Annotated in this window: 17 protein-coding genes; 8 read left to right on the top strand and 9 right to left on the bottom strand. The window is 58.2% G+C overall.

Annotated features, from left to right (window positions below; genetic code table 11):
- Positions 1-75: 75 nt before the first annotated feature.
- Positions 76-951 (top strand): LysR substrate-binding domain-containing protein, encoded by an 876-nt coding sequence (locus ACJ8J4_RS06725; protein WP_043140557.1) that lies wholly within the window; start codon positions 76-78, stop codon positions 949-951.
- Here ACJ8J4_RS06725 and ACJ8J4_RS06720 read toward each other — a convergent pair.
- Together ACJ8J4_RS06720 and ACJ8J4_RS06715 are read right to left on the bottom strand one after the other, a co-directional pair.
- Positions 948-2,333, bottom strand: a complete 1,386-nt coding sequence (locus ACJ8J4_RS06720) for a CoA transferase (RefSeq protein WP_049295897.1) — start codon at positions 2,331-2,333, stop codon at positions 948-950. The two genes, ACJ8J4_RS06725 and ACJ8J4_RS06720, sit on opposite strands and share 4 nt — an antisense overlap.
- 33 nt (positions 2,334-2,366) lie before the next feature.
- Entirely contained in the window at positions 2,367-2,624 is a 258-nt protein-coding gene (locus tag ACJ8J4_RS06715; RefSeq protein ID WP_264383604.1) for a glycoside hydrolase, read from the bottom strand.
- 433 nt (positions 2,625-3,057) lie between these two features.
- Between ACJ8J4_RS06715 and ACJ8J4_RS06710 the strand changes: the two genes are divergently transcribed.
- Together ACJ8J4_RS06710 and mgtA are read left to right on the top strand one after the other, a co-directional pair.
- On the top strand, positions 3,058-3,756 hold the full coding sequence (locus tag ACJ8J4_RS06710; RefSeq protein WP_025303346.1) for an MgtC family protein: 699 nt from the start codon (positions 3,058-3,060) through the stop codon (positions 3,754-3,756).
- Between the two features lie 241 nt (positions 3,757-3,997).
- On the top strand, positions 3,998-6,697 hold the full coding sequence (mgtA, locus tag ACJ8J4_RS06705) for a magnesium-translocating P-type ATPase (RefSeq protein WP_043140563.1): 2,700 nt from the start codon (positions 3,998-4,000) through the stop codon (positions 6,695-6,697).
- Positions 6,698-6,745: 48 nt separating this feature from the next.
- Here mgtA and ACJ8J4_RS06700 read toward each other — a convergent pair whose 3' ends face one another.
- From ACJ8J4_RS06700 to ACJ8J4_RS06685, 4 genes are all read right to left on the bottom strand, one after another.
- On the bottom strand, positions 6,746-7,519 hold the full coding sequence (locus ACJ8J4_RS06700) for a DUF3307 domain-containing protein (RefSeq protein WP_025303344.1): 774 nt from the start codon (positions 7,517-7,519) through the stop codon (positions 6,746-6,748).
- A 2-nt stretch (positions 7,520-7,521) separates the two neighbouring features.
- Entirely contained in the window at positions 7,522-8,118 is a 597-nt protein-coding gene (locus ACJ8J4_RS06695; RefSeq protein ID WP_025303343.1) for a hypothetical protein, read from the bottom strand.
- Between the two features lie 212 nt (positions 8,119-8,330).
- Entirely contained in the window at positions 8,331-8,510 is a 180-nt protein-coding gene (locus tag ACJ8J4_RS06690; protein ID WP_019453520.1) for a hypothetical protein, read from the bottom strand.
- 95 nt (positions 8,511-8,605) lie between these two features.
- Positions 8,606-9,715, bottom strand: a complete 1,110-nt coding sequence (locus ACJ8J4_RS06685) for a YbdK family carboxylate-amine ligase (protein ID WP_049203958.1) — start codon at positions 9,713-9,715, stop codon at positions 8,606-8,608.
- A gap of 151 nt (positions 9,716-9,866) precedes the next feature.
- Here ACJ8J4_RS06685 and ACJ8J4_RS06680 point away from each other — a divergent pair, with 151 nt between their 5' ends.
- The 3 genes from ACJ8J4_RS06680 (at position 9,867) to arsC (ending at position 11,999) form a co-directional block, all read left to right on the top strand.
- Entirely contained in the window at positions 9,867-10,193 is a 327-nt protein-coding gene (locus ACJ8J4_RS06680) for a metalloregulator ArsR/SmtB family transcription factor (RefSeq protein ID WP_060447853.1), read from the top strand.
- A 70-nt stretch (positions 10,194-10,263) separates the two neighbouring features.
- A complete protein-coding gene (locus ACJ8J4_RS06675) occupies positions 10,264-11,553 on the top strand; it encodes an arsenic transporter (RefSeq protein WP_043140570.1) in 1,290 nt (429 codons plus the stop codon).
- A gap of 14 nt (positions 11,554-11,567) precedes the next feature.
- Entirely contained in the window at positions 11,568-11,999 is a 432-nt protein-coding gene (gene arsC / locus ACJ8J4_RS06670) for a glutaredoxin-dependent arsenate reductase (protein ID WP_025303339.1), read from the top strand.
- A gap of 26 nt (positions 12,000-12,025) precedes the next feature.
- On the opposite strand, the gene ACJ8J4_RS06665 is transcribed toward arsC, so the two are convergent.
- From ACJ8J4_RS06665 to fdhD, 3 genes are read right to left on the bottom strand one after another with little or no spacing between them, the layout of a single operon-like run.
- Positions 12,026-12,988, bottom strand: a complete 963-nt coding sequence (locus tag ACJ8J4_RS06665) for a Dyp-type peroxidase (protein WP_025303338.1) — start codon at positions 12,986-12,988, stop codon at positions 12,026-12,028.
- 34 nt (positions 12,989-13,022) lie between these two features.
- Positions 13,023-13,940: a bestrophin family protein gene (locus ACJ8J4_RS06660; protein ID WP_025303337.1), complete on the bottom strand. Its 918-nt coding sequence runs from the start codon at positions 13,938-13,940 to the stop codon at positions 13,023-13,025.
- Positions 13,941-13,998: 58 nt separating this feature from the next.
- Positions 13,999-14,841, bottom strand: a complete 843-nt coding sequence (gene fdhD, locus ACJ8J4_RS06655; protein ID WP_043140577.1) for a formate dehydrogenase accessory sulfurtransferase FdhD — start codon at positions 14,839-14,841, stop codon at positions 13,999-14,001.
- 870 nt (positions 14,842-15,711) lie between these two features.
- On the opposite strand from fdhD, the gene ACJ8J4_RS06650 reads away from it, so the two are divergent.
- Both ACJ8J4_RS06650 and ACJ8J4_RS06645 read left to right on the top strand, forming a co-directional pair.
- Positions 15,712-16,656 carry an alpha/beta hydrolase family protein gene (locus tag ACJ8J4_RS06650; RefSeq protein WP_049209434.1) on the top strand — a complete coding sequence of 315 codons (945 nt, stop codon included), beginning with the start codon at positions 15,712-15,714 and terminating at the stop codon, positions 16,654-16,656.
- Between the two features lie 278 nt (positions 16,657-16,934).
- Positions 16,935-17,876, top strand: coding sequence for a LysR family transcriptional regulator (locus tag ACJ8J4_RS06645; RefSeq protein WP_025303334.1), 942 nt, complete (start codon positions 16,935-16,937; stop codon positions 17,874-17,876).
- The last annotated feature ends 192 nt before the right edge of the window (positions 17,877-18,068 follow it).

The following is an 18,068-nucleotide window of genomic DNA, read 5'->3' as shown; positions in this document are numbered from 1 at the left end:
TGGGGTAAACATAGAACATTTGCCTGCCGCTCAAAATCGATGAAAAATAACCTTTTTGGATAGCCTGGTTAACCAATGATGAATGAACGCATTCCCTTGCATGTCTTGCCGACCTTTGCGATCGCCGCCAGGTTGGAAAATTTGCGCGCTGCGGCACAACAGGTGCATTTGACGCACGGCGCGGTCAGCCAGCAAATTCAGTTGCTGGAGCAGGCGGTCGGCTATCCGCTGTTTGAACGGCGCGGGCGCGGTGTACGCCTGAATGCCGCCGGGCGAGAGTTGTTGGCGGCGGTAGAGCCGGCGTTGCAGGCACTGCAGCAGGGCGTCGCCCGCGCCCGGCGTGCGGCGACAAGCCAGACGCTGCGTATCAGCGTGTTGCCGTCTTTTGCCCATTATTGGCTGTTGCCGCGTCTGCCTGCTTTTCATGAGGCCTGCGCCGATATTGCGCTGGATATTGATGCGTCGCTGGCGCTGCAGGATCTGTCGCAGCGAGGGTTCGATGCGGCGATCCGTATCGGCAGCGGTCAATGGACGGGGCTGCAGGCGCAGCGCATCGCGTCGGGTGACGTGCTGCCGGTCGCTTCGCCGGATATGGCGCGAGAATGGAGGGCGGCGTTCGAGAACGGTGGCGATATTCCGTTGCTCGAGCACGACGTCAGTCCCTGGCGCGACTGGTTCAACGCGCAGGGGCGGCCGTTATGCGGGCGACAACAGGCGTTATTCAACGATGCCGGATTGTTGATTCGCGCGGCGGAGCAAGGGTTTGGCATCGCGTTGGCGAAAAAGCTGCTGGTGCAGGATGCGCTTGACGCGGGGAGACTGGTGGCGTTGGCCGCGCCCCGTCGTCTGAGCGATGACGACGTTTACCTGGTGTGGCCGCAGACCGCCGGGTTGACGCCGGCGGTTACCCGCTTGCTGCAGTGGCTTCAGCGACAGTTGGCGGCGATTTAGCGGCGTAGCCATTCCGGTTGCGAGGTGCCGAGCGTAGTCGCCGGCAGCGCCCATTGCAGCGCCGTACCCTGCAGGCTTAACGGGGCGCGCAGGCGTTGCGCGGCCCCCCAGTAAGTCAGTTCTGTTTCCGGGTTCTCGTCGGCGGGGCCGGCCGGTGCCAGCGGTTCCGGTCGATAATCTGCCGAACAGGGGTGCGCCAGCAGCAGTTGCGCCGTGCGCGCCAGCGACAGACGCGCGTGGTAGCCGGTACCGCGGCTCAGGCGCTGTGTCATACCGGTCAGCACCGCTGCCGCCATCAAATAGCCGGTGGCGTGATCCAGAGCCTGTACCGGCAGCGGCACCGGCAAACTGGCGCTGCGCCAAACCATACCCGCCTCCGCCAACCCGCAGCTCATCTGTACCAGGCTGTCGAAACCGCGCCGGGTCCGCCACGGCCCGCTCCAGCCGTAGGCATTCAGGCAGACGTCGATCAGGCCCGGCGCCAGCGCGCGTCTTTCCTCCGCGCCATAGCCCAATTTCTCCAACGCACCGGCACGGTAGCCGTGCACGAGCACGTCGGTGTTTTTCAGCAGATGTTCAAACGTATGGCGATCGCGCGCATTGGTCAGGTTGAGGCGTGCGCTGCGCTTGCCCAGCATCACCTCGTGCTCGACGCCGGGTTCATCCCAGCCGTAGGGATCGATGCGCAGCACGTCGGCGCCCAAACCGGCAAGAAAACGGGTGGCGATCGGCCCGGCGAGAATGCGCGTCAGATCCAGCACCCGCACGCCGTGCAGCGGCCGGGCGACGGGTAGCGCCCAGCCCGGCGGTGGCGCTTCCGGCTGCAGCGAGGCGTGGATAAGCGGTTCGAGCGCTACGCTTTTGCCTTGAATATGTTGTCGCCACGCGGCCGCCGAGCGCATTTGGGCCGCGCAGCCGCCGGCCTCGATCACGGCTTCCTCCAGCTCGCTTTTTTTCCAGTCCAGCACACGTTCCGCCAGCGTGCCTTTATCCGATGCCGAACCCAGCACCTGTTCCACCGCTCGCCGATGGTGCGGCGCATTGGTATGCAGACGTATCCAGCCATCCGCCGTCGCGTAGTCGCCGGCCAGTGCGTCCCAGGCCGCAGGCAGCGTCCATCCCAGCGGCCGCAGCGTCCAGCCAAACCAGAGCGAGGCCAGGCGTTGATCGATCCAGACCTGCGGCGCGTCGGCGGCCTCGCAGCGAAGCAACTCGGCGCAGGCCAAACCGGCGGCGCTCCAGGCGGCGGTCGCCAATTCTGTGACGGGAAAAGCCGAAGGCAATGCGCCGACGCCGCTAACGGTTAACCGGTCGGTAGGGGCGGGGCGCTGCCCCAGGCTTTGCCAAATCTCGTCGAGCAGAGTGTGGATCAGAGGCGTCATCGGCCACTCCTTGCGGATCGTCGGAAATATAGCCTAGCGTAGCCCACCGTCGGCGACCTTGCTAAGGCGTAACGTCGAATGTGCGGCCGTCGGCCAGTTTGGCGCGCAGGCTGTGGGCCGCGATGACAGTGAAAGGCTGCGCGTAAAGTTGGCGGCCAGCGTCGAACCGTCGCTGAAGGTCGTCTGCTGCACCCAGCCGTCCCGATCGAGCCAGCGGAAGTCCAACAACGCTTTGTCCCACAGAGCCTGATGCAGCGGCCGGAAGGCGGCGTCGGCGCCCAATGTTGGCACCTTCTATTTGTGACATCGAAATATAATCGCCGTATTCCAGTTTATTTTTCGTTTAATAAATTAGCCTTTACTTCATTATCCGACGTCACTATACTCAGCCAAAATTTCGGTGGAGAAACTCAATTGGACAGTTGTAGTTGTAATAAAACAAATAAGGCAAGCTGACCAATTCTCTTCTGATTTGTTGCTTGCCGTTATCGGCGGGCAGCACCCCTCTCCAGTTATTTCTGAGCTGTGCATACCCGAGTAATAAACGTTTCCTGATGCCTGACGGTTTCAGGTGAATCGAGTTGGACGTTATTATGGTATTTTGCAGCCACAGCCTTTTCCCTCCAGGCACGACACGCTGATTCGCTGATTTATTTTCAGCGCGCTTTCGCGTGTGCTAAACAGCACATGATTTTATCTCCTGCGGTTAATTAAGGGGACAGTCATGGCTATGACTCCTTTCGTTTTAAATTTATTGCTGGCGATGTGCCTGGGCGCGGTCATTGGCGCCGAGCGCCAGTGGCGCCAACGCATGGCCGGCCTGCGCACCAATGCACTGGTGGCGACCGGTGCTGCGGTCTTTATTCTCAGCTCCATGTCCACCGATCCGGCCAGCGCCGGCCGGGTGGCTGCGCAGATCGTATCCGGTATCGGTTTCCTCGGCGCCGGCGTTATCATGCGTGAAGGGCTGAACATTCGCGGCCTTAACACCGCCGCCACGCTGTGGTGTTCGGCGGGGATCGGCGTCCTGTGCGGCCTGGGCCAGCATTGGGATGCGGTGGTTGCTACGCTGGTGATCCTGTGCGCCAATATCCTGCTGCGCGAAGCCGCGCAGCGTATCAATCTGCAGCCGCACCAGCAGGCAACCGATCTGGAACTGTGCTATCGCATTCAGGTGACCTGCGGCGAGCAGGACGAAATTCTGGTGCGCACCCTGATTCTGCAGGCGCTGAACGGCGTGGCCTTGCGGCTGCAATCCTTGCGCAGCGCCGATATCTCCAGCCCGGGGCAATTGGAAGTGTGCGCGGAAATTACCGCCACGCCGGCCGCGCAAAAAGAAATTGAGGGTATTGTCTGCCGCGTCAGCCTGGAGAAAAGCGTGAGTGCCGTTCGCTGGCGCGTCGCGTCCGAATTACCGGTCTGATTAATTATATAAATATTTATTAACTTGATTATATGCTCAGGTTATTCGGGCTCGCCTGAATAACGCGGAGCATTAAGGAGGCGTTATGGACGATGACCCCGGAAGGAAAATGATTCCAGCGTGGCTGACAGGGTAATTCCGCCATTTAGTCACGCTAATAAAAAATTCCAAGCTGCGCAGAGTCACCTGTTTATCGGGCGGGGCTTCGCTGTGCGCAGAACGAAAATAAGAGAATAGCGTTATGACTCAGATTAATGAAAGAACGCGTCGCCGTGATAAAGACGCGGTGACCTACGCCATTGCGCAAGAGGCGACCAACAGCATCGCTCAAACGCTGGCGAACCTGAAGTGCAACCGCAACGGCTTGACCCAGGACGACGCCGATGAGCGGCTGGAACAGTTCGGCGCCAATCAGGTCGCCCATGACAAGGCGCCGCATGCCCTGATCCAGCTGATCAAGGCCTTCAACAACCCGTTTATCTTCGTGCTGATGGTGCTGGCTGCGATCAGTTTCTTTACCGATTATTGGCTGCCACGCCAGAGCGGTGAAGAAACTGAACTCACCGGCGTCATTATCATCCTGACCATGGTCACGCTGAGCGGGCTGCTGCGTTTTTGGCAGGAATACCGCACCAACAAAGCGGCGGAAGCGTTGAAGTCGATGGTGCGCACCACCGCCACGGTGCTGCGCCGCAGCAGCTACAGCGCGCATCCGCTGACGTTGGAAGTGCCGATCCGCGAACTGGTGCCGGGGGATATCATCCAGCTCTCCGCCGGTGATATGGTGCCGGCCGACGTACGCCTTATCGCCTCGCGCGATCTGTTCATCAGCCAGGCGATTTTGACCGGCGAAGCGATCCCGATCGAGAAATACGATGCCATGGGCAACGTGGCGCAGAAGTCGAGCGAAGGGGAAGTGTCCAGCGAGAACGCGCTGCTTGAGCTCTCCAACATCTGCCTGATGGGCACCAACGTCGCCAGCGGCACCGCTACGGCGGTGGTGGTGGCGACCGGCGGGCGCACCTACTTCGGCTCGTTGGCCAAGTCAATCGTTGGTTCGCGGGCGCAAACCGCGTTCGATCGCGGGGTGAACAGCGTCAGCTGGCTGTTGATTCGCTTCATGCTGGTGATGGTGCCGGTGGTGTTGCTGATCAACGGTTTCACCAAAGGTGACTGGAGCGAGGCGGCGCTGTTCGCGCTGGCGGTGGCGGTCGGCCTGACGCCGGAAATGCTGCCGATGATCGTCAGCTCCAATCTGGCGAAAGGGGCGATCGCCATGTCGCGTCGCAAGGTGGTGGTGAAGCGTCTGAACGCCATTCAGAACTTCGGTGCTATGGACGTGCTCTGCACCGACAAGACCGGCACGCTGACCCAGGACCGCATCATTCTCGAGCACCACATCGACGTCACTGGCGCCAGGGATAACGAAGTGTTGCACCTGGCCTGGCTGAACAGCTTCCATCAGAGCGGCATGAAGAACCTGATGGATCAGGCGGTGATCCGTTTCGGGCGCGGCAAACCGGGGATTGAAGCCCTGGGGCGTTTCAGCAAGGTGGATGAGCTGCCGTTCGATTTCGTGCGCCGCCGTCTGTCGATCGTGGTGGCGGATGAGAATGGCAAGCAGCAGCTGATCTGTAAGGGCGCGGTGGAGGAGATGCTGGAGATCGCCACCCACGTGCGTGAAGGCGACAAGATGCTGGAGCTGGACGACGCGCGCCGTGCGGCGTTGCAGGCGCTGGCCCGCGAGTACAACGAAGACGGTTTCCGCGTGCTGGTGCTGGCGACGCGTGAGTTGGATGCGCAGCGCCCGGCCGAACCGCTAAGCGTGGCCGACGAGCGCGATATGGTGGTGCAAGGGCTGCTGACCTTCCTCGACCCGCCGAAGGAGAGCGCGCAGCAGGCGATCGCCGCGCTGCAGGAAAACGGTGTGACGGTGAAGGTGCTGACCGGCGACAACCCGGTGATCACCTGCAAGATTTGCCGCGACGTCGGGCTGGAGCCGGGCGAGCCGCTCTCCGGGCTGCGGATTGAACAGATGGATGACGAAGAACTGGCGCGCGAAGTGGAACAGCGCACGGTCTTCACCAAGCTGACACCGCTGCAAAAATCGCGGGTGCTGAAAATGCTGCAGGCCAACGGCCATACCGTCGGTTTCCTCGGCGACGGCATCAACGATGCGCCGGCGCTGCGCGACGCTGACGTCGGCATTTCGGTCGACACCGGTACCGATATCGCCAAGGAATCGGCGGACATCATCCTGTTGGAAAAGAACCTGATGGTGCTGGAAGAGGGGGTGATCAAAGGGCGCGAGACCTTCGGCAATATCATCAAGTACCTGAACATGACCGCCAGTTCCAACTTCGGCAACGTGTTCTCGGTACTGGTGGCGAGCGCCTTCATCCCGTTCCTGCCGATGCTGGCGATCCACCTGTTGATTCAAAACCTGATGTACGACATTTCCCAGCTGTCGCTGCCGTGGGACAAGATGGACAAAGAGTTCCTGCGCAAGCCGCGCAAGTGGGACTCCAAAAACATCGGGCGCTTTATGCTGTGGATTGGGCCGACCTCGTCAATCTTCGATATCACGACGTATGCGCTGATGTGGTACGTGTTTGCCGCCAACAGCGTGGAACACCAGGCGCTGTTCCAGTCCGGCTGGTTCATTGAGGGGCTGCTGTCGCAAACGCTGGTGGTGCATATGCTGCGCACCCAGAAGATCCCGTTCATTCAGAGCACCGCGGCGCTGCCGGTGTTGCTGACCACCGGGTTGGTGATGGCGCTCGGCATCTACATTCCGTTCTCGCCGCTCGGCGCCCTGGTTGGCCTGCAGCCGCTGCCGTGGGAATACTTCCCGTGGTTGGCCGCTACGCTGGTCAGCTACTGCGTGGTCGCGCAGTTGATGAAGCGTTTCTACATCCGCCGCTTCGGCGAGTGGCTGTAAGCCGCCTCGGCGTTCACTTCGGGGGCGAAATTCTTCGCCCCTGCACTACTACAGCAGTTTGTTGACCAGCAGGCCGAGCATGATGGTCAGCGTGAAGGAAAACAGCGTGCCGAGCAGCACATACTCGGTGCGCATCTTATCGTCGCTCTGGCGCAGATCGCCGAAACGGAAGATAGATTTGGCCGCCAGCAAAAAACCGATCGCCGGAATTTGCCCCAGCAGCACGAAGGTCAGGATCAGCGTTCTCTCCAGATAGCCAATCTGTTTGCCCGCGCGCAGCAGCGAATCGTTGTCGGCCTTGGCCGAAGGCGGCATTTGCGGCGTCCAGTGCGCCAGTAGTTGCCCGATCAGCAGGCTCATCGGCAGATAAATCAGGCTGTAGGCCACCAGCACCAGGCCAATTTGCCAACGCCCCAACTGCTGCCCCAGCGCGGCGAGCAGTTCACCGGCATTCGGCGTCAGCCCCAGCCACAGCAAGGTGATCACCGCCAGATGCAACCCCTGATCGAGCAGGAAACTGCGGGCCGGGCTCAGGCGGGTCATGACGGTGACTTTCAGCAAATCGATCAGGTAGTGGCTGACGGCGATGACCAGCAGGCTGACCAGCACCTGAAGTGAAGAAAGCCCGCCGTGCAGCAGGCCGAACCCGGCCACCACCCAGGCGGCCAGCACCCCGTGCAGCAACGCGTGCAATACCAGAAAACGCGAACGCGCGCGATGTTGGATTTTGTCTTCCACCCAACTCAGCGGCTGCAGCGGAAAATCCGCCAGCAGATGGACGAGCAACAGCCAGGCCAGCAAAGGCGCATAGGTCAGATCCATAGTCAGACGATCCTGTTAATGGCGTGAATAAACCGCATGATTTCCTCGTAGGCCGCGCGTTTCAGTGCGGCGGAGACCGTGGAGGCGGCTTTTTGCAGCTGGTCCGCCACGGCGGCGCCGCTGTCGGCGAACATTCTCATCTGGACGATGCGCGCTTCGGTCTGCGACAGGCGGCCAATCACATGATCTAACATTGGCAGCAGATCGCTGACAATGGCGTTTGTCCGATCGTTGTCGGTTTTCAGAGCCAGGCGGCAATTTTTCGCCATGGCGTCCAGCGCGCTGCCGGAGTTGATAAAGGCACTGCCGTAACCCGCGGCGTCGGGCCGTTGGCTGCCCAGCCCGACGGCGACGCGCGCATCCCAGTGCGCGGCGCCCATCGCTCGCAGCGCGAGGCGAATATATACCGCCAGCAGCAGCCCGTCCTCCGGGGCGGCCTGCGCCTGGAAGGCGTCACCGCGAAAGATTTCCACCTGATGAAGCTGCCCGTCGCGCTGCAGCCGATCGAGCAGGCTGTGCAGCTCGTTGAGGTAGTTGACGGTGTCTGATCGGCGAGAATCGACCAGATCGCCGCTGATTACGCTGATTGGCGTCGACATAGCGTGTTCCGTTGCTTACCGAGGGATGACTATAAATTCGCACCTGGATACGAATATGTCAATAATTCGTCTTTGGATACGAATTTGTAGGGAATTCGCCTGTGAGAACGAAATGCGGTGGCGTGAGGAAAGGGGACGAACGGCCGGGAATGCGCGGGCCTGTCAGGCTCGCCACCGGCGGTGTAGAGGGAAAATGGCCGGCAACCGGCCGTTCAGAAACTTTTAACCAGCACTTCACGCGGCATTTCGCTGCCGTGCTTCAGCAGGTGCTCAAACGATCGTTCGCTGCTTTTCAGCTGTTGCAAAAACTCCTGCGGCGACAGATCGTGTTTTTTGCCGCTCATGTAAGCCAGCGCCAGTTCTTTTGCCTGATAGCGGGAGAAGTTGTACATGGTGTCCTCGATACGGTGAATGTCAGTGCTCACGATTGTAGCGAAAGAGCACATAATGAACAGTGGCTTTGGCGTATGGAATCGATAGCCGAAACTTAACTTGCCGGTTGCAACAGCTCATCGCACAGGCGTTTGATCACCTGAGCCTGCGGCAGGCCGTTGTGCAACATCTGACGGATATGCTCCGAATCGCTGATGCCCTGGCGGACATGGCGCTCGACGGCCTGTAACACGGCCCGATCCTCCCGCTGCTCGGCGAAATCGCTCAGCGCCTCGAGGGTGTGCAGGATGTGGGCGGTCAGGCTGCTGCGGCGCAGCGTCGTGGGATCGACGTATTCGGCGGCGAAACCGCTGCGATAGGCGTTGATCTTGTTGTAGTGGGTGAAGGCATCGTATTCCGGCGCGATCGGCGTCCGGCGTTGCAACAGAAAATCGGCCAGCAGACGGCAGTAACCGACCAGCAGCACGGCGTGCGCGAGGCGCAGCGGCGTATCGCAGATGCGGATCTCCACCGTGCCCAGCTCCGGTTTCGGCCGTGCATCCCAGTAAATATCCTTGACGCTTTCAATCACGCCGGCGGCGTTCAACCGTTCGTAGTAAGCGTTGAATTCGCGCCAGCTGTAGATGTGTTCCAGGCACCCGTAGTTGGGGAAAGAATTCTGGGCGCTGAAGCGGGAACTGGCAAAGCGCGTGTCGACCCCCTGATACAGCGGCGACGAGGCGCTGAGCGCGATCAGCTGCGGAAAATAGGGCGTCAGCGCATGGCACAGGTACATCGCCTCGTCCCCGTCGTTGACGCCGAGGTGAATGTGTTGGCCGAATACGCAGGCCAGCTTGGAGAGATAGCCAAAACGGCTGGCCAGCTGCCTGTAGCGCGCGCTGTCGCTGATAACCTGCTTGCGCCAGTCGTTGCTCAGGTGCCGGCCACCGCCGCAGACGTCGCAGCCCAGGCGCTGCGCGCTGCGCCGGACGGTATGGGTCAGGGCGCGCAGCTCGGCGTGCAGCTCATCGAGATCGCGGTGCACCGAGCTGTTCAGCTCCACCATCGATTGGGTGAGCTCATGCTTGACGCGCCGGCGGTCGCCGACCGCGCTGACCACCCGGTCGGCCCGATCCGCCAGATCGTAGTGCTCGGCATCGACCAGCTGTAACTCTATTTCGGTGCCGATGGAGAGCCTTTCCGAACGTTTGAATGTGAGCGGCATGGTACCTCCTTCCTGCAAGAACGGCATAAAGATAAGTATATGTCTCGGTGAGGAGGGCAACGTTTTGCATTTTATATTTGTTTTTTCGAATATGAAGATGGTATCTTCACGAGCGATTTGTGGAGAAGATAAAGGTTAACGGGAGTGCGACATGACGTCATTGACGCCGCTGAAGCTGTTTAAAAACCTGTCTGACGAGACGCGTCTGACGCTGGTGCTGTTGCTGCGCCACGCCGGCGAGCTGTGCGTTTGCGAGTTGTCGGGCGCACTGGCGCTGCCGCAACCCAAAATCTCAAGGCATCTGGCAATGCTGCGCGAAAGCGAGCTGTTGCTCGATCGGCGCGATGGTAAATGGATACATTATCGCCTGTCGCCACATATGCCGGCTTGGGCCGCGGCGATTATTGAGCAGGCTTATCAGTGTCGGCCAGAACAGATGACGAAGTTAGCGCAACGTGTGGCGAAAGGTTGTCCGTAACGGTAAAAAAATTTACGTAAATACATATGAAAAATCGAATATGTAAACTTAAAAGGGCGAAAGAGCAGCGATGATAGTGGCAGGGGCGATCTTTATTCTGACGTTGATCTTGGTCATCTGGCAACCGAAAGGGCTGGGTATCGGTTGGAGTGCGTCGTTCGGGGCGGGATTGGCATTATTGAGCGGCGTGGTGCACGTCGGCGATATTCCCGTGGTGTGGCAGATAGTCTGGAATGCGACCGCGACCTTTATCGCCGTCATCATCATTAGCCTGTTGCTGGATGAAAGCGGCTTCTTCACCTGGACCGCCTTGCATGTCGCACGTTGGGGCAACGGCAAAGGTCGATGGCTGTTTACCTATATGCTTCTACTGGGGGCCGTAGTGGCGGCGCTGTTCGCGAACGATGGCGCCGCGTTGATTCTGACGCCGATCGTGATCGCCATGCTGTCGGCGCTCGGTTTTCGACCTGCTGCCGTGCTGGCTTTCGTCATGGCGGCGGGCTTTATCGCCGATACTGCCAGCCTGCCGCTGGTGGTGTCCAACCTGGTGAATATCGTTTCCGCGGATTTCTTCCAACTGGGCTTTACGGAGTATGCGGCGGTGATGGTGCCGGTCAACCTTGGCGCCGTCGCGGCGACGCTGGTGATGTTGCATCTGTTCTTCCGCAAGGATATTCCGCAGCGCTACGCATTGACGCGTTTACCGGTGCCACGGGAAGCGATTCGCGATCGTGCGACTTTCCGAACCGGCTGGGCGGTATTGGCACTGTTGCTGATTGGCTTCTTCGCCCTGGAACCGCTCGGTGTGCCGGTAAGTTTGGTCGCTGCCTGCGGCGCGCTGGTTCTGTTGGCGGTGGCGAAACGCGGGCTAGCGATCGATACCGGTAAGGTGTTGCGCGGAGCGCCCTGGCAGATCGTCATTTTCTCACTGGGCATGTATCTGGTGATCTACGGGCTACGCAACGCAGGCTTGACCGATTGGCTTTCCGGTGTGCTGGACGCATTGGCGCGGCAGGGGCTGTGGGCAGCGACGTTTGGCACCGGCTTCCTGAGCGCATTTCTCTCTTCCATCATGAATAACATGCCGACGGTATTGGTGGGGGCGTTGTCTATCGACGGCAGCAGTGCGGAAGGCGTCATCAAACAGGCGATGATTTACGCTAACGTTATCGGCAGCGATCTCGGCCCCAAAATTACCCCGATTGGCAGCCTGGCGACGTTACTGTGGCTGCATGTGTTGGCAAAAAAGAACATCGTCATTACCTGGGGCTATTATTTCCGCGTGGGACTGGTGATGACGCTGCCGATCCTGTTCGTCACCCTGGCCGCGCTGGCGCTGCGGCTGTCCGTTTTGTCCTAACCGGAGAAACCGTCATGAGCAGTATCAAGATTTACCATAACCCGGCCTGCGGCACGTCGCGCAACACGTTGGCGCTGATCCGCAACAGCGGCGCTGAGCCTGAGGTGATTTTGTATCTGGAAACGCCGCCCAGCCGCGAACGGTTGATTGCGTTGCTGGCCGAGATGGGCATGACGCCGCGCGCGTTGCTGCGTAAAAACGTCGCGCCTTACGCCGAGTTGAAACTGGACGAGACTCGTTGGAACGATGATCAACTGATCGACTTCATGCTGCAACAGCCGATCCTGATCAATCGCCCCATTGTGGTGACTCCGCTTGGCACGCGTTTGTGCCGTCCGTCGGAGGCGGTGTTGGAGATTCTGCCGGATCCGCAGCGTGGCGCTTTCAGCAAAGAGGACGGAGAGCCGGTGATTGATGCGCAGGGCCACAGGATAACCAACGGCTAATCGCTGTGGCCCCGCATTTCATTCAATCAGTGCAGTTCGGCGCCGCTGCGGTCGGCCAGCGCTTCCAGCAGCGGGGCGGAAGGCACGAAGAACAGGGTGCCGGTCACCGCGTGGCTGAAATCGAGCAGCCGATCGTAGTTGCCGGCCGGGCGGCCGATGAACATGTTTTCCAGCATCTGCTCGATCGGCTGCGGGGAGCGTGCATAGCCGATAAAGTAGGTGCCGAATTCGCGCAGGCCGGGGCGGCCGAACGGCATGTTGTCACGCAGAATTTTCACCTCGTTGCCTTGCTCGTCGGTGATGGTGGTCAGCGAACTGTGCGACGACGACGGTTTGACCGCTTCATCCAGCTCGATGTTGGACTGCTTATGGCGGCCGATGATCTTCTCCTGCGTTTCCACGCTGAGCGAGTTCCAGCCCTGCATGTCGTGCAGGTATTTTTGCACCAGCACATAGCTGCCGCCGCTGAACGCCGCGTCTTCGTCGCCGATCACCGTGTAGTCGAAGGCTTCGTGCCCCTCCGGGTTCTCCGTGCCGTCGACGAAGCCGATCATGGCGCGCTGATCGAAATAACGGAAGCCGTGCACCTCTTCTATCACCGTCACGGCGTCGCCGAGCTTGGCGGTCAACTGAGAGGCCAGTTCAAAACACAGATCCATTTCATCGGCGCGGATGTGCAGCAGGATGTCGCCGGGCGTGGCGACGGCGACGCGCTCCCCGCTGCCGATCGGGCTGAACGGATGCAACTGGCGAGGGCGCGGCGCGCCGAACAGCGTATCCCAGGCTTCGGAGCCGAAGCCGCAGACGCAGGTGAGATTGCCTGCCGGCGCGCGTTTGCCGACCGAACGCACCACGGCGGCAATGTCGCCGCACCAGGCGCGCACCGCCGCCAGATGGGCGGGAACGGGCGACAGGGTAGCGACGATGAAGATGGCATGGCGCGTCACCGGTGTGAATACGGCTTGCGGCAGAGGGTTATTTGCATTCATTGCATTCGGCTCCAGTGTGTTCGGGTGAAATAGATCAGATCAAATTAAAGTGCTCGTCGGGTTTCATCGGCGGTGGCAGCGGGCTTTGGTCGTTCATTTCCAGCAGGTTGCGCTCGATGGTGTTGCAGATGGCGTTTAACGGCAGATGGTTAGCCGACACGCCAAACGGATCCTCCAGCTCTTCGGCCAGTGAGTCCCAGGATAAGAAGGTATAGGAAATGAACACTGAAACAAACGGTGTCATGTAATGCAGGTCGGTCACCAGGGCAAAAGGCAACAGGCTGCAGAACAGATAAACGGTGCGCTGCAGGATCAGGGTATAGGCGAACGGCACCGGCGTGCTGGCGAGCCGTTCGCAGCCGCCGAGGGCGTGGGACAGTTCGCTCAGCTTGTTGTCGAGCAGCTCGAAAGTGATGTCGCTCAGCAGCCCCTGTCGGCGCAGCTTGCCGATCTCCTGGCCCAGCATCAGCAGGATGCGGTTGGTCGGCATCGGGCTGGCGATCACCTCGGCCAGCTCTTGACTGCTGAGATTGTGGTACAGATCGGCGGTCGGGTCGGTGCCGCGCAGCTGATGCTTCAGGCTCCAGCTGAAGGCGATCAGCAGCTTGGCAACCTTTTGCTGCACCGCCGATTCGTCCGGCAGCAGGCTTTTGATCTGGCGCAGCAGGGAGCGCTCGGTAATCAGCAGAGAGCCCCACAGGTTGCGCGCTTCGACAAAGCGGCTGTAGCCGGCGTTATTGCGAAAGCCGAGAAAAATGGCGATGGCGATGCCCAGCAGGCTGAACGGTGCGATGGTTAAATGCACGCCGAGCTGTTCGTACCATTGGTAGCTGATCACCGCCACTATCGACATCAGCACGTTCAGCGATAGGCGAAAGGTGATCTTTGATAGCACGGAACCGTGCCAGGCGAACAGGCGAAAAAACCAGTTCTGATTCGGGCGAATTATCATGACGTGGGTGCTTCCTGGTGTCCTGCTATTGAGAATAGTCGATTCTTATTCGGCGGCGTTAGGCCGCCGTTGTCGATTGCCAGAGCCGCTGCGGATGCGTATAGACGGTGGCGCGCCCCGGTTTGCTGAAGCCCACCAGCGTCAGGTTGCTGCGTTCGGCCACTTCCACCGCCAGGCGGGTGGCGGCGGAAACGGCGAACAGGATCTCGACGCCGCACATGGCGGATTTTTGCACCATTTCATAGCTGGCGCGGCTCGACACCAGCGCCACACCCTGCAGCCACGCCTGTTGGCTGCGGTAGCCCAGCAGCTTGTCGAGCGCCACGTGGCGGCCGACGTCTTCACATCCGCCGCTGAGCGCGCCGTCCGGCTGGATCCAGGCCGCCGCATGGGTGCAGCCGGTCAGTTTTCCTACCGTTTGCACCTCCTGCAGCTGCGCTAACGCCCGGTCGAGCAGCGCCAAATCGAAACGTTGCGTGAAAGGCAGTGGTGCGATGGGCTGAGCAACCTCCTGCAGCTGTTCCACCCCGCAGACGCCGCAGCCGGTGCGGCCGGCCAGGCTGCGGCGCTTCTCTTTCAGCTGCATAAAGCGGCGGCTCGAGAGTTCCACATGCACTTCAATGCCGTTGCAGGCCGGTTGCTGGCGGATGTCGTAGATGTCGTCGGGGGAGGCGATAATGCCTTCGGACAGCGAAAAACCGATGGCGAAGGCCGCCAGATCTTTCGGCGTCGCCATCATCACCACGTGGGAAATGCCGTTGTACACCAGGGCGACCGGTACTTCTTCCGCCAGCCAATCCTGTTGCGCCTGAGCCAGATCGTTGCGCTGCCAGACCGCGTGGCGCGACAGGCATTCCTGTTTGATATCGTCGGTTTCTGCGAGGAGTAGGTGCTTGTTCATAACGTTCTCGTGACTGTCGGTGACGAGGCGCCGACGGGGATGAATTCTTATTAGCAGGTGTGGGGATTATACAGGATTCTGATCCCGCTCGCGTAGGGAATCACGCCCTGCAGGTTATCCACAGTTTTGGTGGATAACGTGTGTGCAAGGCAGAGTGAAACCGTTAGCAGGCGTAAAAAAATCGCTAAGAAAATTATTATATTACGCAGAGGACTGCAGCGTATGGCGACTTTTGGTGATGGATGCCGCTTTGCGCCACGAACACAATGACGGTATTAAAATACAGTGCTTTAGAAAGTCAGGGGGCATGGAGAAGAGGCGCATTTTTTAATCAGCAGGTTTATTCCTGTCGTCGTTTGCTCTGGCAATGAGCCTTACGTGATTAAGCGCCGGTGCAAAAATGTCAAAATTGGTACTCGACGATGCGGCATTGCGGCGAGTCTGCGCTTGAACAGCCGCGGCACTTTTTCTTCTGACAAGCCACCAGAGTGAACATAACCCTATCGATATATTCACCGTGATTTCAAATGAGCCGCTGACTTATCAAATTGAAACGTTGTCGGCATTTTATGTGGGTTTTTACGTCATGGAATTTTTTGGCGTTATTAATAATGACTTGTGACTTGTTATTGGTGTAAGTGATTTTTTTATTATCGCTGAGGTCAGCCTCTGTCTGATTGCTGCTTCTGTCTTTTTCTCATCGCCCCCTATTGTTGTTGTTTAGTGAAACAATACGTTTATATTTTTGCTATTTATCGCAAACAATATCCTTACTAGTATCCATCTCAGCTAAGCAATACAGCGCATCTGCGAACTATTGATTAACTAATATGCACTTTAACCAATATATTATAAATGGAGCACAATATCATGACACAGACAACGTCTACGCCAAGCCGTGAAGAAGCCGATACCATCGTTGAAAGCATGGTTGCTATTTTCAGTAAACCTATCCGTTCTCCGGTCATCGGCAAACCCACTGACTTCGGCTTGCAGTATGAAGACGTCTTTTTCCCAGCGTTGGACGGCGTGCCGCTGGAAGCGTGGTTCATCCCTTGCGTAGGTTCCGACAAGGTCATCATCTGTAACCACCCTGTGTGGTGCAGCCGGACTGGCCTGCCTGCCGACCGCGAGCCGTGGCGTTCCATCGGCGCTGCAGGCGGTAACGATTTTGCTTTCAGCTTCCTGCCGGACTATAAAATTTTGCACGATGCAGGCTACAACGTACTGGCTTACGACCTGCGCAATCTGGGTCTGAGCGGCGAAGCTAACGGCGGTATCGGCAGCATCGGCGTGCTGGAAGCGCGCGACGTCGTGGGGTCATTGAACTATGTCCGCAGCCGTCCTGACCTGAAAGGAAAGAAAATCGGTTTGTTCAGTCGCTGCATGGGCGGTAACGCGACGTTCTTTGCGATGGCGAAATATCCGGAGCAGTTCAATGATGTCCGTTGTGTGGTTATGCCACAGCCGATTTCCATGCGTGCCGCCGTCGGCGTCGCGACGGAATTGGCCGGCATCCCGGACCGTCTTGATGAAATTGACGAACGTCTGGCGATGGTCACCAGTTTCCATCTGGATGAGATGGACCCTTCCGTGCCTGCGCGGACCAACACCAGCGTTCCCACTTTCATCTATCAGGTACATGACGACGTGATGACCCGGCCATCCGATGTGCAGAACATTTTCGACAGCATGCCGGTTAAAGAGAAACAGCTGCACTGGATCCGTAATACCACCCACCGCTGGGATGGTTATCTGTACTTCCAACGCGAGCCAAAGCTGATGTTGGACTGGTTCAATAATTACATGAACTGAGGGTGAATGGATCTTTTAAGCAATATTTATTTTTAATGTGATGAATAAGTGAGTGTGTCCACATGGAGTTATAAAAACTGCATTTCACCATCACCTTTTTATTTCACGGAATTCTCCTAGGGCATCGCTCGTTTTGGCGGTGCTTTTCTTTCTTTTTTTTGTTATTCAATTAATATATTTATTTCTGGTTGTGACGGAATAGTCGTTCTGGATAATATTTTGCGGTGGCATAACGTCTGGACCTCCCCATGAATATGCAAAACGTTAGGAGATATCGCATGAATACCCTGGAAAATCTGAGGATTTTTTTGCGTGTGGCCCAGACCTGCAGCTTCACAAAAACGGCAGACGATCTGGGGGTGAATAAGAGTCGAATTTCCATTGTTATCCGCCAGCTGGAAGACGTGCTTGGCGTACGCCTGTTACATCGAACCACCAGGGCAGTGCATCTGACGGAAGACGGCTTGGCGTTTTACGAACGCGCAGTAGAAATACTCTCTTCGGTAGATGACCTGCAGACGATGTTTGTCGAAAGGACGGAACTGAAAGGCAAGCTGAGGGTGGATATGCCTACGGATATAGCCAACAGCATTATTATCCCTAAACTCCCCGATTTTTTTTCCCGCTATCCCGGCATTACGCTGGAATTATCTTGCACCGACCGGCGGGTGGATCTGGTACAGGAAGGCTTCGACTGCGTTGTCCGGGCGGGTGCCGTTTACGATAAGAACCTGGTGGCGAAACTGATTGGAGAAATGCCCGTATTCAACCTCGCCAGCCCGGATTATCTGGCGAGAAAAGGCACGCCATACAGTATCGATGACCTTCTCAAGTATCAGCATGTGGCCGTGCACTATACGCCGAATATTGGTAGTAAGCCGATGGGCTGGGACTACCTGAAAAACGGTAAATATGAATATTTAAATCTGCCAGGATCGCTGAAGCTGAACAATGCGCAGTCGTTTATTGCTGCTGGGTTGGCGGGGATTGGCTTAATCCAGTCACCGATGCTTGGCGTGCATAACCACGTCGAGCGTGGCGAGCTGCTGCAGATTCTGCCTGATTGTGAGCCTGAGCCGATGAAGTTCTGGTTCGTCGTCGCGCATCGTCATAATTTGTCCCGTAAAGTTAACGTATTCATGGATTGGATAACCGAGCAGCTCGCACCGTGGCTTACGAAGAAGGGCGCGGTACGGGATAACACGCCGATTAATCGCTGAATATCACGGTCTTCGGCACCGTTCGCCATGACAGTGCATGACTCACCATGGCTATCGATATGCCGTGGGGGCGAGTGCCAGGTTATCCACAGTTTTGGTGGATAACGTGTGTGCAAGGGGCAGTAAAACACTTAGCAGGCGTAAAAAAAAATCGCTCAGAAAATTATTATATTACGCGGCAAAGCGCGATCC

The sequence above is a fragment of the Serratia sp. CY47280 genome, assembly GCF_052168655.1.
GTDB classification, from domain to species: domain Bacteria; phylum Pseudomonadota; class Gammaproteobacteria; order Enterobacterales; family Enterobacteriaceae; genus Serratia; species Serratia bockelmannii.
This window is presented reverse-complemented; position numbering and strand designations above follow the sequence as displayed.

Bases quoted from the DNA above. Each gene is read 5' to 3' on its own strand.
- ACJ8J4_RS06725 (WP_043140557.1), top strand. From the start codon at position 76: ATGATGAATGAACGCATTCCCTTGCATGTCTTGCCGACCTTTGCGATC.
- ACJ8J4_RS06720 (WP_049295897.1), bottom strand. From the start codon at position 2,333: ATGACGCCTCTGATCCACACTCTGCTCGACGAGATTTGGCAAAGCCTG.
- ACJ8J4_RS06710 (WP_025303346.1), top strand. From the start codon at position 3,058: ATGGCTATGACTCCTTTCGTTTTAAATTTATTGCTGGCGATGTGCCTG.
- mgtA (WP_043140563.1), top strand. From the start codon at position 3,998: ATGACTCAGATTAATGAAAGAACGCGTCGCCGTGATAAAGACGCGGTG.
- ACJ8J4_RS06700 (WP_025303344.1), bottom strand. From the start codon at position 7,519: ATGGATCTGACCTATGCGCCTTTGCTGGCCTGGCTGTTGCTCGTCCAT.
- ACJ8J4_RS06695 (WP_025303343.1), bottom strand. From the start codon at position 8,118: ATGTCGACGCCAATCAGCGTAATCAGCGGCGATCTGGTCGATTCTCGC.
- ACJ8J4_RS06690 (WP_019453520.1), bottom strand. From the start codon at position 8,510: ATGTACAACTTCTCCCGCTATCAGGCAAAAGAACTGGCGCTGGCTTAC.
- ACJ8J4_RS06685 (WP_049203958.1), bottom strand. From the start codon at position 9,715: ATGCCGCTCACATTCAAACGTTCGGAAAGGCTCTCCATCGGCACCGAA.
- ACJ8J4_RS06680 (WP_060447853.1), top strand. From the start codon at position 9,867: ATGACGTCATTGACGCCGCTGAAGCTGTTTAAAAACCTGTCTGACGAG.
- ACJ8J4_RS06675 (WP_043140570.1), top strand. From the start codon at position 10,264: ATGATAGTGGCAGGGGCGATCTTTATTCTGACGTTGATCTTGGTCATC.
- arsC (WP_025303339.1), top strand. From the start codon at position 11,568: ATGAGCAGTATCAAGATTTACCATAACCCGGCCTGCGGCACGTCGCGC.
- ACJ8J4_RS06665 (WP_025303338.1), bottom strand. From the start codon at position 12,988: ATGAATGCAAATAACCCTCTGCCGCAAGCCGTATTCACACCGGTGACG.
- ACJ8J4_RS06660 (WP_025303337.1), bottom strand. From the start codon at position 13,940: ATGATAATTCGCCCGAATCAGAACTGGTTTTTTCGCCTGTTCGCCTGG.
- fdhD (WP_043140577.1), bottom strand. From the start codon at position 14,841: ATGAACAAGCACCTACTCCTCGCAGAAACCGACGATATCAAACAGGAA.
- ACJ8J4_RS06650 (WP_049209434.1), top strand. From the start codon at position 15,712: ATGACACAGACAACGTCTACGCCAAGCCGTGAAGAAGCCGATACCATC.
- ACJ8J4_RS06645 (WP_025303334.1), top strand. From the start codon at position 16,935: ATGAATACCCTGGAAAATCTGAGGATTTTTTTGCGTGTGGCCCAGACC.